At 73.1% G+C, this 15,226-nt stretch carries 13 protein-coding genes; 5 read left to right on the top strand and 8 right to left on the bottom strand.

Annotated elements, in window-relative coordinates; translation table 11 throughout:
• Positions 1-3 precede the first annotated feature (3 nt).
• From QOZ86_RS07695 to QOZ86_RS07685, 3 genes are all read left to right on the top strand, one after another.
• Positions 4-1,779: an ABC transporter substrate-binding protein gene (locus tag QOZ86_RS07695; protein ID WP_284491369.1), complete on the top strand. Its 1,776-nt coding sequence runs from the start codon at positions 4-6 to the stop codon at positions 1,777-1,779.
• 149 nt (positions 1,780-1,928) lie between these two features.
• Complete coding sequence (gene secG, locus QOZ86_RS07690) at positions 1,929-2,165, top strand: preprotein translocase subunit SecG (RefSeq protein ID WP_284491368.1); 237 nt, start codon at positions 1,929-1,931, stop codon at positions 2,163-2,165.
• Positions 2,166-2,340: 175 nt separating this feature from the next.
• A complete protein-coding gene (locus QOZ86_RS07685) occupies positions 2,341-2,682 on the top strand; it encodes an RNA polymerase-binding protein RbpA (protein ID WP_284491367.1) in 342 nt (113 codons plus the stop codon).
• 3 nt (positions 2,683-2,685) lie between these two features.
• On the opposite strand, the gene pgl is transcribed toward QOZ86_RS07685, so the two are convergent.
• The 6 genes from pgl to tkt form a co-directional block, all read right to left on the bottom strand.
• Positions 2,686-3,501, bottom strand: coding sequence for a 6-phosphogluconolactonase (gene pgl / locus QOZ86_RS07680; protein WP_284491366.1), 816 nt, complete (start codon positions 3,499-3,501; stop codon positions 2,686-2,688).
• Entirely contained in the window at positions 3,498-4,535 is a 1,038-nt protein-coding gene (locus tag QOZ86_RS07675; protein WP_284491365.1) for a glucose-6-phosphate dehydrogenase assembly protein OpcA, read from the bottom strand. Before QOZ86_RS07675 ends, pgl begins: the two co-directional genes overlap by 4 nt.
• Before the next feature lie 192 nt (positions 4,536-4,727).
• A complete protein-coding gene (gene zwf, locus QOZ86_RS07670) occupies positions 4,728-6,245 on the bottom strand; it encodes a glucose-6-phosphate dehydrogenase (protein WP_284491364.1) in 1,518 nt (505 codons plus the stop codon).
• 136 nt (positions 6,246-6,381) lie between these two features.
• On the bottom strand, positions 6,382-7,983 hold the full coding sequence (locus QOZ86_RS07665) for a glucose-6-phosphate isomerase (RefSeq protein WP_284491363.1): 1,602 nt from the start codon (positions 7,981-7,983) through the stop codon (positions 6,382-6,384).
• Between the two features lie 73 nt (positions 7,984-8,056).
• Positions 8,057-9,163, bottom strand: coding sequence for a transaldolase (gene tal, locus QOZ86_RS07660; RefSeq protein WP_284491362.1), 1,107 nt, complete (start codon positions 9,161-9,163; stop codon positions 8,057-8,059).
• 87 nt (positions 9,164-9,250) lie between these two features.
• Complete coding sequence (gene tkt, locus QOZ86_RS07655; protein ID WP_284491361.1) at positions 9,251-11,464, bottom strand: transketolase; 2,214 nt, start codon at positions 11,462-11,464, stop codon at positions 9,251-9,253.
• A gap of 310 nt (positions 11,465-11,774) precedes the next feature.
• Here tkt and QOZ86_RS07650 point away from each other — a divergent pair, with 310 nt between their 5' ends.
• On the top strand, positions 11,775-12,707 hold the full coding sequence (locus tag QOZ86_RS07650) for a heme o synthase (protein ID WP_284491360.1): 933 nt from the start codon (positions 11,775-11,777) through the stop codon (positions 12,705-12,707).
• Positions 12,708-12,840: 133 nt separating this feature from the next.
• On the top strand, positions 12,841-13,758 hold the full coding sequence (locus tag QOZ86_RS07645) for a DUF559 domain-containing protein (RefSeq protein ID WP_284491359.1): 918 nt from the start codon (positions 12,841-12,843) through the stop codon (positions 13,756-13,758).
• A gap of 54 nt (positions 13,759-13,812) precedes the next feature.
• On the opposite strand, the gene QOZ86_RS07640 is transcribed toward QOZ86_RS07645, so the two are convergent.
• Entirely contained in the window at positions 13,813-14,757 is a 945-nt protein-coding gene (locus QOZ86_RS07640; protein ID WP_284491358.1) for a COX15/CtaA family protein, read from the bottom strand.
• Between the two features lie 65 nt (positions 14,758-14,822).
• The gene (locus QOZ86_RS07635; protein WP_284491357.1) at positions 14,823-15,185 is read right to left on the bottom strand and encodes a nuclear transport factor 2 family protein; all 363 of its coding nucleotides are present in this window, start codon (positions 15,183-15,185) and stop codon (positions 14,823-14,825) included.
• Positions 15,186-15,226: the final 41 nt, after the last annotated feature.

Raw genomic sequence — 15,226 nt, 5'->3', positions numbered from 1 at the left:
CAGGTGGTGCAGCAGACGCTGGAGCGGCTGGCCGATCGGCATCCCGCGTGGACGCGGGACCGGTCGCGCCGGCGTCTGCTCGGGGCGGCCGCCGTCGTCCTCCTCGTGCTCGTGGTCGCCGTGAGCTGCCTGGGCGGCGGCGGAGGGCGGGCTGACGTCCCGGTGCTGGCCGACGGTCCCGACGCGGGTGTCGAGGGTGTCCGGTCCCCGTCGGACGAGCCCGGCGGCACCCTGCGCGTGGTCGCACCGGCCATCGACAGCCTGGACCCGCAGCGTTCCTACCTGCCCGGGGTCTGGAACCTCATGCGGCTCTACACCCGCACACTGGTCACCTTCGCCAGCAAGCCGGGGACGACGGCGGAACTGGTTCCCGACCTGGCCACCGACCTCGGCACGGTGTCCGAGGACGGGCTCAGCTGGACCTACACCCTCAAGGAAGGGGTGCGGTTCGAGAACGGCCGGCCGATCACCAGCCGGGACGTCAAGTACGGCATCCAGCGGTCGTTCGCCTCGGACGTGATCGTCGGGGGGCCGACCTACGTCGTCGATCTGCTGGACGACCCGGCGAATCCGTACCCGGGGCCGTTCTCCACCGAGGAGGACGACCCCGACCTGACCGCCATCGAGACCCCCGACGACCGGACGATCGTCTTCCGGCTGCGCGCACCGCAGCCGGATTTCCCGTACGTCCTGGCGCTCCCCTCGAGCAGCCCGGTGCCGGCCGAGGCCGACACCCGGGGCGAGTACGGCCGGGATCCGGTGTCTTCGGGCCCCTACGCCATCAGCTCGGTGGATCCGGAGACCGGCATCCTGCTGGAGCGCAACCCGCAGTGGGACCCGGCGACCGACCAGGTCCGGACCGCGCTGCCCGACAGCGTGGTCGTCCGGACGGGGTTGTCCGGCCTGGCGCGGGACCAGGCGCTGCTGGCCGGCTCCGCGGACATCGACATCTCGGGGACCGGCGTCCAACCTGCGACGACGGCGCGGTTGACCGGCGAGGACGCCGAGCCCCTGCTGGAGCGGGTCGACGACGTGACGACCGGGGCGGTCCGGGTGCTGGCCCTGCCGACCGACGTGGCTCCCATGGACAACGCCGACTGCCGGGCAGCGATCGCCGCGGCGATCGACCGGCGCGGCGTGCAGTCCGCGCTGGGCGGAGCGGTCGACGCGGTACGGGCCGGCCAGTTGTGGCCCCGCGCGATGGAGGGTGGTCCGGAGGACGCCGGGACGGAGCCGGACCCGGACGCGGCCCGGGCTGCGCTGGAGGACTGCGGCCGGCCCGAGGGGTTCACCACCGTGCTGGCGGTGCCGGACGTCGCCAGCAGCGTCGACGTCGCCGACGAGATAGCCAGGCAGCTCGGCGAGGTGGGTATCGGCGTCGACGTCCGCCCGCTGGACCCGGCGACGTTCTACGCGACCGAGGTGGGCAACCCGGCCAACGTCGCGAGCAACGGTTACGGGCTGGTGCTCGCCACGCGCACCCCCGACCTGCCGACTCCGTCCTCCTTCCTCGTGCCGCTGGTCGACGGCCGGAGCATCGCGAAGGTCGGCAACCCGAACTACGCGCGGCTCGACGATCCCGAGATCAACGCGCTCGTCGACCGGGCGAAGGCGGGCGAGGCCGAGTGGGCTGAGGTCGCCGAAGCCGCCCGGGCGAGCGCGGCGTACGTCGCCCTGACCGAGACCCGGATCCAGCTGGTGTCCGGTCAGCGACTGCGCAACGGCCTGGTCATGCGCCCCTACGACGGCTACGACCTCGCCACCGCCGGGGTCCGCTGACAGCCGCGGGGGCACCGCAGCGAGCAGCGGACCGCGGCGCGGGAGCGGACCGCGACAGGGTCCGCTGACCGGTTGCCCGCCGCACGTCGGCTAGGCTCGGAACGAGAGCTGGCGTCCGTCGCCGGTCGTCGAGCCTTCCGGAGAGGTCAATGGAGCTGGTCCTCAACGTGCTGCTGGTCCTCAGCAGCCTGCTCCTCATCGTGCTGATCCTGCTGCACCGCGGCAAGGGCGGTGGGCTGTCGTCGATGTTCGGTGGTGCGGCGTCCTCCTCGCTGTCCGGGTCGTCGGTGGTGGAGAAGAACCTCAACCGGCTGACCGTGTTCACCGCGCTGATCTGGACGGTGTGCATCGTGGGCCTGGGCATCCTGATCAAGGTCCAGGCCTGAGCAAGGGCCCTCCTGCCCCCACCACTCGCAAGCTCGTGGCGGAACCCTGCACGAGGGCCGTTCCAGCACATGACGATCGGCGCGCAATCGTGACCGGAGCGTGGCCCGTCAGGCCCTAGACTGCCCGCACGGTGGTCAGCGCCGCCGCACCCGGACCGACGATCAGGGGGCAGACGTGGCTGGTGGGAACGCGATCCGGGGCAGCCGGGTCGGTGCGGGACCGATGGGCGAGGTCGAACGCGGGGAATCCGCGCCCCGGCGGCGCATCCCGTTCTGGTGCGCGAACGGGCACGAGACGCGGGTGATCCTCGCCCACGAGGCCGACGTCCCCGAGTTCTGGGACTGCCCCCGCTGCGGGTTGCCGGCCGGGCAGGACCAGGCCGCCCCGCCGCCGGCGCCACGGATCGAGCCCTACAAGACGCACCTCGCCTACGTGCGCGAGCGGCGCAGCGACGCCGACGGCGACGCCCTGCTCCAGGAGGCGCTCGATCGGCTCCGGGTCCGCCGCGGCGGCTGAGGGTCAGTCCCCGCCGCGGGGCAGCTGGGCGGCGGCGGCCGCGTCGAGCAGCCACCGGGTCGCCCGCCGACCGTGCACGCCGGCGGCCGGTACGTCCGCCGGTGCCGCACCGCTCAGTGCTGCGGCGACTGCGGGGGCCTTGCCGCCACCGGTCACCACCATCCAGATCTCCTCGGCGCTGTTGATCGCGCTGAAGCCGAGGCTGACGCGGGTGGGTGGCGGCTTGGGGCAATCGCGGACCGCGAACACCGGCCGGTCGTCCCGCACCGCGGGGGAGTCGGGGAAGATCGAGGCAGTGTGGCCCTCCGGGCCCATACCGAGGAGCAGCACGTCGAACCGGGGCAGGCTCTCGCCCTCGGGTGCGGCTGCGGCGAGCTGCTCGGCGTACCAGGCAGCCGCCTCGTCGGGGCCGGCGAACTCTCCGTCCGACGGGGGCATGGCGTGCACGCGGGCCGCCGGCACGCCGACCACGTCCAGCAGCGCGGTACGGGCCTGCTCCTCGTTGCGCTCGTCGTCCTCGCCCGGCACGAACCGCTCGTCGCCCCACCAGACGTCCACCGCGGTCCAGTCGACGGTCTCGCGCACCGGTTCGGCGGCCAGCCCGGCGACCCGCTCCAGGACGGCGATCCCGATCCCACCGCCGGTCACCACCAGCGACGCGGTGCCGTGCACCGCCTGCGCGGCAGCGAGCCGGGCGACCAGCGCCTCGGCCACCGCCCGGGCCAGCCGGACATCGTCGGGCTCGATGACGATGTCGGGCACGGGCCGCTCGCCCTGGGCGAGTTCGGCCGATACTCGGTCGCCGGGGGAGACGCTCACGGGGTGGCTCCTTCGGGTGCGGTGGGCTGGTCGGTGTCCTGGGGGGACGCGGGGTCGAGCCAGACGTGTTCACGGACCCGGGGCCGGTCGGCGAGGCCGCGGACGCCCGTCGTGGCCTCCAGGGCCTCGCTGTAGGGCTCGTCGGGATCCAGCCGGCGCAGTTCCTCGCTGAGCAGATCGCCGAGCACGCGCTCGGGCAGCGCGACCGTGGAGTCCGGCCGGTGCGGCTGCGAGATGACGGCGCCGCCGCGGTGGTCGGCCCGAATCTCGACCTGTTCGTGCTGGTCCAGCTCCAGAGCCACCGCGGTGACCCCGCTGGGCCCCGAGCGGTGCGCATCCTCGGTGATGTCGACCGGGCAACCGCTGCGGGAGGACAGCCATCCGGCCAGCAGACGGGCCGTGGCGTTGCCCGGATCGCCCTGGATGGATCCGCCGAGCACCCGTACGGGCTCCCCGCGGCGGCCCGACACCGAGTCCACGGTCGAGGCCAACGCCGTCCGCCACGCGGTGGCGCGGGTCCAGGCGAGGTCGGTGTCGCCCGGGGCGTAGTCCTCGGCCTGCACCCGGAGCGCGGCCAGCGGGTCCTCGGCCAGCGAGCTGTCCGTGATCCGCCGGTGGGCGAAGACCGACAGCGCATCGGTGGCCAACCGCTCCGGGGCAGCCCCGTGCCACCAGGTGACGACGGGGGCGTCGGCGGCCAGCAGCGGCAGCACCACCGACTCGGCGTGCAGCGCCAGCCGGCCGTACATGCGCATGACCACCGCCTCGCCCGGCCCGAGACGGCCACCGATGACCACCTCGGCGTCCAGCCGCGGGCCCGGTGCGTCGATCTGCCGCCGCACCACGACGAGCACTCGGCAGGGGTGCATCTCGGCGGCGTGGGTGGCCGCCTCCTCCGCTTCGGTCACCCGGCTCTCGTCGGCGACGACGACGAGGGTGAGGGCCACCCCGGAGAGAACCGCCCCTCCGGTGCGTCGCTGGGCGGCCAGTTCCTTGACGACCGCCGATCCGGTGGTGTCCCACAACGTGGTCACGGTTCCTCCTCGCTGGCGCTCGTCGGCACCGCGCCCATCGGTGCTCTGCTCACGGATGACCTCGCAAGCTCGGTCACGGTCCCTCCTCGCTGGCGCTCGTCGGCACCGCGCCCATCGGTGCTCTGCTCACGGATGACCTCGCAAGCTCGGTCATCAGGGTCTCCTCCGGTGGGCGGGAGCGCAGCAGCGGCTTCACGGCCGCCGCCAGCGGCGGCCTTCGGCGGCGAGCATCTCGTCGGCGGCCCGCGGGCCCCATTCGCCGGCGCGGTACGGGTGGGGTGCCGTGCCCCGCCAGAAGTCCTCCAGCGGGTCGATCACGGCCCAGGATGCCTCGACCTCGGCGTTGCGCGGGAAGAGGGTCGCGTCGCCGAGGAGGACGTCGAGCAGCAGCCGTTCGTAGGCCTCCGGGCTGGACTCGGTGAACTGCTCGCCGTAGAGGAAGTCCATGGAGACGTCCCGGACCTCCATGACGCTGCCCGGCACCTTGGACCCGAACTTCAGGGTGACCCCTTCGTCGGGCTGCACGCGGACCACGAGCTGGTTGCTGCCCAGCTCCTCGGTGTCGGTGTCGGCGAACGGCAGGTGCGGGGCGCGCTTGAACACCAGCGCGATCTCGGTGACCCGCCGGGGGAGCCGCTTGCCGGCGCGCAGGTAGAAGGGGACCCCGGCCCAGCGGCGCGTCTCCACGCCGAGCCGGACGGCGGCGAACGTCTCCGTCGTGGAGTCGGGATCGACCCCCTCCTCCTGGCGGTACCCGTTCACCCGTTCCCCGGCGAGCCATCCCTGCTCGTACTGGCCCCGGACGGCGAACGCGCCCATGTCCTCGGGGATCGAGACGGCCCGCAGCACCTTGAGCTTCTCGGTGCGGATCTCCTCGGCGGAGAACTCGACCGGCTCCTCCATGGCGGTCAGCGCCAGCAGCTGCAGCAGGTGGTTCTGCAGCACGTCGCGGGCCGCGCCGGTCTTCTCGTAGAAGCCGGCCCGGCCGCCGATGCCGACGTCCTCGGCCATGGTGATCTGGACGGAGTCGACGTTGTACCCGTTCCAGATCGGCTCGAACAGGGTGTTGGCGAAGCGCAGCGCCAGCAGGTTCTGGACGGTCTCCTTGCCCAGGTAGTGGTCGATCCGGAAGACGTCGTCGGCGGAGAACACCGAGTCGACCAGCGCGTTGAGTTCCCGGCTGGAGGCCAGGTCCTCGCCGAACGGCTTCTCGACGACGACCCGACGCCAGCGGCCGGGGGTGTTCTCGGCCATCCCGGTGCGCTGCATCTGCTTGAGGACGACGGGGAACATCGCCGGCGGGATGGACAGGTAGAACGCCGCGTTCCCGCCGATGCCGTGGCTGCCCTCGAGCTCGTGCAGTGCCCCGGCGAGCTCGTCGAAGGCGTTGTCGTCGTCGAAGGAGCCCTGCACGAAGTGCACGCTGGCGGCGAGCCGCTCCCAGACCTCCTCCCGCCACGGTGTCCGGGCGCTCTTCCGCGCCGCCTCGCGGGCCAGCTCGGCGAACTCCGTGTCGCCCCAGTCCCGGCGGGCGAAGCCCAGCAGCGCGAAGTTGGTGGGCAGCAGGCCGCGGTTGGCGAGGTCGTAGACGGCCGGCAGCAGCTTCTTGCGCGCCAGGTCGCCGGTGATGCCGAAGACCACCAGGGCGCACGGCTCGGGCACCCGGGGCAGCCGCCGGTCCCGCGGATCGCGCAGCGGGTTGGGGATCATCGCGGGCCGCGCAGCGGGGAGATGTTCATCGTCCGTCCTCGTCATCGGGGGAGCCAGCCGTCCGTTCCCGGGCAACGGACGGTGGGGCGGAGCAGGCGCGGCTCGAGGGGCGGTGCTCCGGCGTGGCTCCCGGCGGTCAGCTCAGGGTGGTGAGCAGCTGGTCGATGCCCGCCGCCCGGTCGGTCAGGTGGAGATGCAGCAGCGGACGGTCCCGGTCGGTCAGCGCCTTGCGGTCACCGGCGGCCTGGGCGGCCTGCAGGGTCCCGAAGGTGTACGGCTGTTCGGGCACGGGCAGGTCCCCGGCCACCGCACCGGTGACCTGCAGGAAGACGCCGACCTGCGGACCGCCCTTGTGGTACTGGCCGGTCGAGTGCAGGAAGCGCGGGCCCCAGCCGAAGGTGACCGCGTGCTCGGTGCGGCGGGCCAACGCAGCCCGGACGTCGGCCGCGCGGGCGTCCCCGAGACGGTCCAGGTAGGCCATGACGGCCAGGTACCCGCGGGGAGGGATGCCCGCCAGTAGCGCGTCGAGCGCGAGGGAGAGCCCGTCGTGGGACGAGAGGTCCACGCCCTTGAGCACCTCGGCGCCGCCGCGGATCTCCACGGCCCCGATCGTCGCGACCGGCTGCTCGTCGGGCAGACCGGCGGCGAGGATGGCCTGGGTGTTCTCCTTGCTCTCGGTCACGTTGGGCTGGTCGAAGGGGTTGATCCCCAGGACCCGGCCCGCCACCGCGGTGGCGTACTCCCAGCCGAGGAACTGCGCACCCAGCGGGCCGGTGACGCCGATCGACGGCGCCCAGCCGGGGGCGTCCGCTCCGGCCAGGGCCAGCAGCACGTCGGCGGCGGACCCGCCCGGTGCCTTCGGGGACTCGAGCACCACCGGCAGGATGCCGCGGCCCTGCTTGCCCGTGGACTCGGCGATCAGCTGCTCGGCCCAGTCGCCGAAGCCCTGGACCGGGGTGTCGCCGGCGTCGGCGAGCGCGAGCTTGTCCCGCCCGGTCCGGAAGGCGGCACCCAGCGCGATGCCCAGCTCCATCGCCGGTCCGGCCGGGTCGGCCAGCCGCTCGGCGAGCTCCTCGGCGTCGTCGACCAGTGCGGCGACATCGGCGCCGGCCAGCGCCGACGGCACCAGCCCGAACGCCGACAGGGCGCTGTAGCGTCCGCCCACCGTCGGGTCGGCGAGGAACACCGCGCGGGCACCCATGGCCGCGGCCGTCTCGGCCAGCGGCGAACCAGGATCGGTGACGACGACGAACCGCGCGCCGATCTGCTTCTCGTCCAGCCCCGCCTCGGCGAAGGCGGCGATGAACGCCCGGCGCTGGCTCTCGGTCTCCACCGTGCCGCCGGACTTGGAGCTGATCACCACCACCGTCCGCTCCAGATCGGTCATGGCGGCGGCCACCTGTCCGGGGTCGGTGGTGTCCAGCACGACGAGGGGCACGCCGGCGGTCCGGCAGATGACCTCCGGCGCCAGCGACGAGCCCCCCATCCCGCAGAGCACGACGCGGTCCAGCGCCTCGGCGGCCAGCTGCGAGCGCAGCTCGGCCAGCTGCGTCACCAGCGACCGCGAGCTCGCGGGCAGGTCCAGCCAGCCCAGCCGGACCGCCGCCTCGCTCTCGGCATCCGGACCCCACAGGGTCGCGTCCTTGCGGACCAGCCGGGCAGCGACGTCGTCCTGCACCAGCTGGGCGCGGACCGGCTCGGGCACTTCCAGCCCGTGCGTGGTGACCCGGAGCGTCACTTCGTCTCCTCGCTGGCGCTCGTCGCCCGCTTTCCGCGGGTCGCTCGGTCGCTGCATGAGCTCGCACGCTCGTTCACTTCTTGTCCTCGAGCTCCGTGCGGACGCTTTCGGTGAGCTCGTCCCAGGAGTCGACGAACTTCTGCACGCCCTCCTCCTCGAGCACGCGGAAGACGTCGTCGAGGTCGACGCCGGCGTCGCGCACCGCCTGCAGCACCGCCGCCGCGTCGTCGTAGGACTTCTGCACCGGCGTGCCCGGCGTCCCGTGGTCGGCGTAGGCCATCAGCGTCTTCTCCGGCATGGTGTTGACCGTGCCGGGGGCGATCAGCTCGCTGATGTACAGCGTGTCGGAGTAGTCCGGGTTCTTGACGCCGGTCGAGGCCCACAGCGGGCGCTGCGGCCGGGCACCCTTCGCTTCGAGGGCGCGCCAGCGGTCAGAGGAGAACACCTCCTCGTAGGCCTGGTAGGCCAGCTGTGCGTTGGCCACGCCGGCCTTGCCCTTGAGCGAGGAGTCGGCGTCGGCGGCGTCCAGGCGCTTGTCGATCTCGCTGTCCACGCGGGACACGAAGAACGAGGCCACCGACTCCAGGCCGGACAGGTCGGCCTCGGGGTCCTCGGCCAGCCGCTGCTCCAGGCCGTTGAGGTAGGCGTCCATGACCGCGCGGTACCGCGCGAGACTGAAGATCAGGGTGACGTTGACGCTGATCCCGCGGGAGATCGACGTGGTGATCGCCGATAGGCCGGCCTCGGTGGCCGGGATCTTGATGTACAGGTTCGGCCGGTCGACCAGCCACCACAGGTGCGCGGCCTCGGCGGCCGTGGCATCGGTGTCGTTGGCGAGACCCGGCGCCACCTCGAGCGAGACCCGCCCGTCACCGGGCTGCCGATCGGCCAGCGGCCGGAGCAGGTCGCAGGCGTCGCGGACGTCGGCGGCGGTGACGGTCCGCAGCCCCTCATCGACGCTGACCTGGCGCACCGCCAGCGCGTGCAGCTGGTCGTCGTAGGAGTCCGATCCGCTGATCGCCGCGGCGAAGATGGTCGGGTTCGTGGTGACGCCGACGACGGAGTGCTCGTCGACCAGCGACTGCAGGTTGCCGCTGCGGATGCGGTCGCGCGAGAGGTCGTCGAGCCAGACGGCGACCCCCGCGGCCGACAGCTCGGCCAGGTTCTCGTTCTGTGCCATGTCAGTGCCTTCCTGGTGAGGTGCTGGAACGGCCGCCGTTCAGGGGCCCGCGCCGAGCTCGCGAGGCGTGGGGGGAACGGTGGTCCTTCATCGGTCGCCGGTGGCCTGGGGGAGGCCGCCGGAGGCGGCGACGGGACCGGCGGGGACGGCGGCGCCGGACCGTGCCGCCTCGATGCTCTCGCGGGCGGCGGCGACGACGGCCTCGTCGGTGAGGCCGAACTCCTCGTAGAGCACGGTGTACGCGGCGCTGGCGCCGTAGTGGTTCAGCCCGACGATCCGGCCGGCGTCGCCGACGAACTCGCGCCACCCCATGGGGACGCCCGCCTCGACGCTGACGCGGGCGCGGACCGTGGGCGGGAGCACCTCGTCCTTGTAGGACTGGTCCTGGTCGGCGAACCACTCGACGCAGGGCACCGAGACCACGCGGGTCGGGACGCCGTCGGCCTCCAGCCGTTCGCGGGCGGCGACCGCGATCTGCACCTCGGAGCCGGTGCCGAGCAGGATCACCTCGGGCGCCCCCCCCGACGCCTCGGCGAGGACGTACGCGCCGCGGGCGACGCCCTCGGCCGAGCCGAACTGCTCCCGGTCGAACACCGGCAGGTTCTGCCGGGACAGCAGCAGGCCGGCCGGCCGGTCGTTGTTCTCCAGGATCGTCCGCCAGGCGACGGTGACCTCGTTGGCGTCCGCGGGGCGGACGACGTCGAGGCCGGGGATGGCGCGCAGCGCGGCGAAGTGCTCGATCGGCTGGTGGGTCGGGCCGTCCTCGCCCAGGCCGATCGAGTCGTGGGTCCACACGTAGGTGACCGGGAGCTGCATGAGCGCGGCCAGCCGCACCGCGCCGCGCATGTAGTCGGAGAAGGTGAGGAACGTGCCGCCGTACACGCGGGTGCCGCCGTGCAGCGCGATGCCGTTCATGACCGCGCCCATGGCGTGCTCGCGGACGCCGAAGTGGATCGTGCGGCCGTAGGGCCCGCCGGACCACATCTTGGTCTGCCGGTCGGCGGGCAGGAACGACGGTTCGCCCTCCACCGCGGTGTTGTTGCTCTCGGCGAGGTCGGCGGAGCCGCCCCACAGTTCGGGCACCTTCGGGTAGAAGGCGGCGAGGACCTTGCCCGACGCCTTGCGGGTGGCCACGCCCTTCTCGTCGGCGGGGAAGGACGGCAGCCCCTCGGCCCAGCCCCCGGGCAGCCGGCGCTCCCGCATCCGGGCCAGCAGCGCGGCGCCCTCGGTGTCGGCCTGCTCCCAGGCGGTGAAGGCCTCGTCCCACTCGGCGCGGTCGGCGCGGCCCTTCTGGACGACGGAGCGGGCGTGCTCCAGCACGTCGTCGTCGACCTGGAAGGTGCGCTCGGGATCGAAGCCGAGGATCTCCTTGGTGGCGCGGACCTCGTCCTCGCCCAGCGCGGAACCGTGCGAGGCGCCGGTGTTCTGCTTCGTCGGCGCGGGCCAGGCGATGACCGTCCGCAGCACGATGAGGGAGGGGCGGGACGTCTCGGCCTTCGCGGCGGCGAATGCGGCGTCCACGGCGGCGAGGTCCTCGCCGTCGGCGACGTGCTGCACGTGCCAGCCGTAGGCCTCGTAGCGCTTGCCGACGTCCTCGGTGAAGGCGACGGTCGTGTCGTCCTCGATGGAGATCTCGTTGTCGTCGTAGACCAGCGTCAGGTTGCCGAGCCGCTGCGTGCCGGCCAGCGACGACGCCTCGCCGCTGACGCCCTCCTCCAGGTCGCCGTCGGAGGCGAAGCACCAGATGGAGTGGTCGAAGAGGCTCTCGCCCTCGGGTGCGTCGGGGTCGAGCATCCCGCGCTCGCGCCGCGCCGCCATCGCCATGCCGACGGCGTTGCCGACACCCTGGCCCAGCGGCCCGGTCGTCGTCTCGATGCCCGGGGTGTGGTTCACCTCCGGGTGCCCCGGGGTCTTCGAGCCCCAGGTCCGCAGCGCCTTGAGGTCGTCGAGCTCCAGGCCGTAGCCGGAGAGGAACAGCTGCACGTACAGCGTCAGGCTGGAGTGCCCCATCGAGAGGACGAAGCGGTCGCGGGCGACCCAGTTCGGGTCGGTCGGGTCGTGCCGCAGCCACTTGTGGAACAGCAGGTACGCGGTCGGGGCCATGCTCATGGCCGTGCCCGGGTGGCCGTTGCCCACCTTCTGGACGGCGTCCATCGCGAGCACGCGCGCGGTGTCGATGGCCCGGCGGTCCAGGTCGCCGAAGCCCTCTGGGAGGGTCGGCCGCGGCTGGGACGGGTTCCCGGTCGGGGCGTCGGTCGCGGCCTCGGCGGGCGCCTCCGGCCCGGTGCTTCGCGTGTCCATCTGGTCGGTTCTCCCTCGAGTAGGCCTGACGTCGTGCCCGGGCGGAGCGGCCGCCGCCGGCGGAGGTGCGCCGTAGCCCGCCTGCGGCGTCCTCGGGCCGCTGCTGCGGTCGGTGGCGCGACGACGTCGACACCGTCGCCCCTACCCGCTGCACCGGTGGCAGCAACGTGATCAAGCCTAGTCATCCCAGGCCATGCCGTCCGGCTGCCCCGGAACCGGCCGGGGCTACAGTGGAGCAGTTCCGCTCTCCGGTCCGAAGGGATCCCGTGGTGCCCTGCTGCCCGCGCGCGACCGCGCACGAGGGCACCCGGTGACGGCGCTGTCCGAGCGCCCCGCCGCCTCCGCGCGTGGCCTCGCCACCCGTCTCCGTGCACGGGTCGGCGCCTACGTGGGCCTCACCAAGCCGCGGATCATCGAGCTGCTGCTCATCACCACCGTGCCGGCGATGATGCTGGCCGATCGCGGCTGGCCGTCGTGGACGCTGCTGCTGAGCACTCTGGTCGGCGGCACGTTGGCCGCGGGCGCGGCCAACGTCTTCAACTGCTGGTACGACCGCGACATCGACCGGATGATGAACCGCACCCAGAAGCGGCCGCTGGTCACCGGCGCGGTGTCCCCGCGGGCGGCGCTGGTCTTCGGCGTGGTGCTCACGGTGGCGTCCATCGTGCTGCTCGCGCTGACCACCACGCCGCTGGCCGCGGCCCTGGCGGCGGGAGCGATCTTCTACTACGCCGTCCTCTACACCATGGTGTTCAAGCGGCACACCCGGCGCAGCACCGAGTTCGGCGGGGTGCCGGGTGCGGCGCCGGTGCTGATCGGCTGGGCGGCGGTGACCGGCTCCCTGGACTGGCCGGCGGTCGTCGTCTTCGGCGTCGTCTTCTGCTGGCAGATGCCGCACTTCTGGGCGCTGGCGCTGCGGTTCAAGGACGACTACGCGCGGGCCGATGTGCCGATGCTGCCGGTGGTCACCAGCGCCCTGTCGGTGGGACGGCAGACCGTCGCCTGGAGCTGGGTGACCGTCGCCGTCTCGCTGCTGCTCTGGCCGGTCGGGGCCGAGTACGGCGTCGGCCTCGGCTACACGATCGCTGCCGCGGTTCTCGGTGCCTGGTTCCTCATCGAGGCGCACCGGCTGCTGCTCCGCATCCGGACCGGCGGGGAGACCAAGCCGATGCAGCTGTTCCACGTCTCGATCTCGTACCTGGCGCTGCTGATGGTCGCGATCGTCGTCGACGCCATCATCTGAGCCTCTCCGAGCGTGTGCGCCGGCGCCCGGTTCCGGCGATCAGAACTGTGCGTGAGCGCCCACGCTCTAGCGCCCTGTCCACAGGTTCCGGCTGCTGTCCCCATAGAGGCGCCCGACTCGACAGGGTCGCGCGGTGGCGTACGACATCCCGACCTTGCTCGGCCCCGACGGTTGGGCGACATGGGAGGCGCTCACCGCACGGGTCGATCGCAAGACCCTCACCGCCTGGGTGGCGACCGGCCGGCTGCGCCGCATCCAGCCAGGGGTGTACGCCCTTCCCGCGGTGGCCGATGACTGGCGGGTCCGTCTCGAGGCCGCGGTCCAGGCGTGCGACGGGGTGGTCAGCCATCACAGCGCACTCGCCTTGTGGGAGCTCCTGCCGCCGGGAGGCCCGGTCCACCTCACCGTCGACCTCCGGCGCAGCGGGCGCGGGGCAGCGGGTGTCGTGCTCCACCGCAGTCGCGACGTCGCCGACACGGTCCAGCGGGTCGACGGCTTGCCCGTGACCTGCGTCGAGCGCGCAGTCGTGGACACCTGGGGCCGACCGCACGGCGTCCGCCGATCGGACCTCCGTGCCGCGGCCATCACCGCCGTCCGTCGCCGGCTGTGCCTTCCGCGGCAGCTGAGCGCCGAGATCGAACGGCGCCCGCGTCTCCCGGGGCGTGCGGCACTCGTCGAGCTGGTCGGCCTGCTCGCCGACGGGTGCCAGAGCGAGCTGGAGATCTGGGGCTGTCTCCAGGTGTTCTGCGCGCCTGGAATGCCCGCGTTCGTCCAGCAGCGGCCGGTCACGGTCGCCGGGCGGACGCACTACCTCGATGTCGCCTACGAAGACGTCCTGCTCGCGGTGGAGATGGACGGCGCCGCCTGGCACGGTTCCCGCGAGCAGCGTGAGAGGGACATCCGCCGCGATGCTCTGCTGGCCACCATCGGCTGGCAGACGCTGCGCTTCGGTTACCGCCGGCTGACCAGCGATCCGGAGGGGTGCCGACGCGAGCTCCACGCCGTCCACGCCGCCCGGCGACGTCTCTTCAGGCGCGACCGTGTGCGCTGAGGCCCGGTTCCTGAGTCCCGGACTCCGCTGGAGTGCACACGCTCGCGGCCGTGCTCAGCGGGTGGCGGCGGCCGGTTCCGTCGATGAGGCCAGCGGCAGCTCCGACGCCGGGCCGCGGACCGACCAGACCAGCCGCGCCGTGTACGCGGTGACCAGCACCGCGCCGAGCATGTGCGCCAGGACCAGGGCGATCGGCAGGTCGGTGAAGTACTGCACGTACCCGATGACGCCCTGTGCCAGCTGGACGACCAGCAGGTCGCGGGTGGCGCGGCGGACCCGGCCGGGGGAGTCGGTCGCGTGGAGTGCGACCAGCAGGGCGATGGTCAGGCCGAGGAGCAGGAAGACGACGTCGGCGTGCAGCTGGCTCACCAGCTCCGGATCGAAACCCATGCGGACCGGGGTGGCGTCCGGATCGTCGGGCACGTCACCGCTGTGCGGCCCGCTCCCGGTGACGACGGTGCCGAGCACGAGGACGGCGGCGGTGGCGGCGGCGATGCCGTTGACCAGGAGGACGAGGGGGCGGCGCAGCAGCGGCCCACCGACGCCCGGCTCCCGCGAGCGCAGCCAGAGCGTGGTCGCGAGGGCCACGAGGACCGCCGAGAGGAGGAAGTGCGCGGCCACGGTCCACGGGTTGAGCCCGGTGAGCACGGTGACCCCGCCGAGCGCGGCCTGCGCGGGGATGCCGAGGAACGTGAGGACGGCGAGGGTGCGGAGGTCGCGGCGCGGGGAGCGCCACACGACCACCACGGCGGCGATGGCCGCGGCGGCGAGCACGAAGGTCAGCAGCCGGTTGCCGAACTCGATGACGCCGTGCCCGGCGAGCTCCGGGGTCGCCACGAAGCTCTCGTCGGTGCAGCGCGGCCACGTCGGGCACCCGAGCCCGGAGCCCGTCAGGCGGACCAGGCCGCCGGTCACGACGATCAGCCCGTTGGCGACCGCGTTGACCAGCGCCACGCGGGAGATCGTGGTGGGGGAGAAGGAGTCGCGCAGCAGCCGCACGCACCGATGCTAGGCCGTCGCCCGCGTCGGGTAGGCGACGTCGGCCCGGTCGGCGTACGCCGAGTTCAGACGGGCTCGACGGTGTAGTGGATCGTCTGGGCGACGATCCAGCCGTCCTCGATCAGGAACGAGTCGGCTCCGTCGCGCACGCGGGCGTGGTCGGACTCCGCGGTCCACTCGAGGAAGGCCACGCGGCCCTCGACCAGCCGGTTCGTGTAGACGTACGGTGCCTCCGGCAGCTCCTCGGCCAGCAGCCGGGCGAGCGTGCGCGCCCCCTCCCGTCCCCGGAAGACGCCGCGGCGTTCCAGGACCACGACGTCAGGGGAGACGTTGCGCTCGATGTCGTCGGTGAACCGGTGCTCACCGGCCAGGCGGAGGTGGTCGTCGAAGACGTCGGCAGCCGAGCGGGCCCTCAGTTGGTCAGCCATGGGCTGGGTGGTACCCGGCCGCACGGCCGGAGAGTCCCCCG

The sequence above is a fragment of the Blastococcus capsensis genome, from assembly GCF_030165005.1.
GTDB lineage: Bacteria > Actinomycetota > Actinomycetes > Mycobacteriales > Geodermatophilaceae > Blastococcus > Blastococcus capsensis.
The sequence above is the reverse complement of the archived record's forward strand: the minus strand, read 5'-3'. Positions and strand labels throughout refer to the sequence as shown.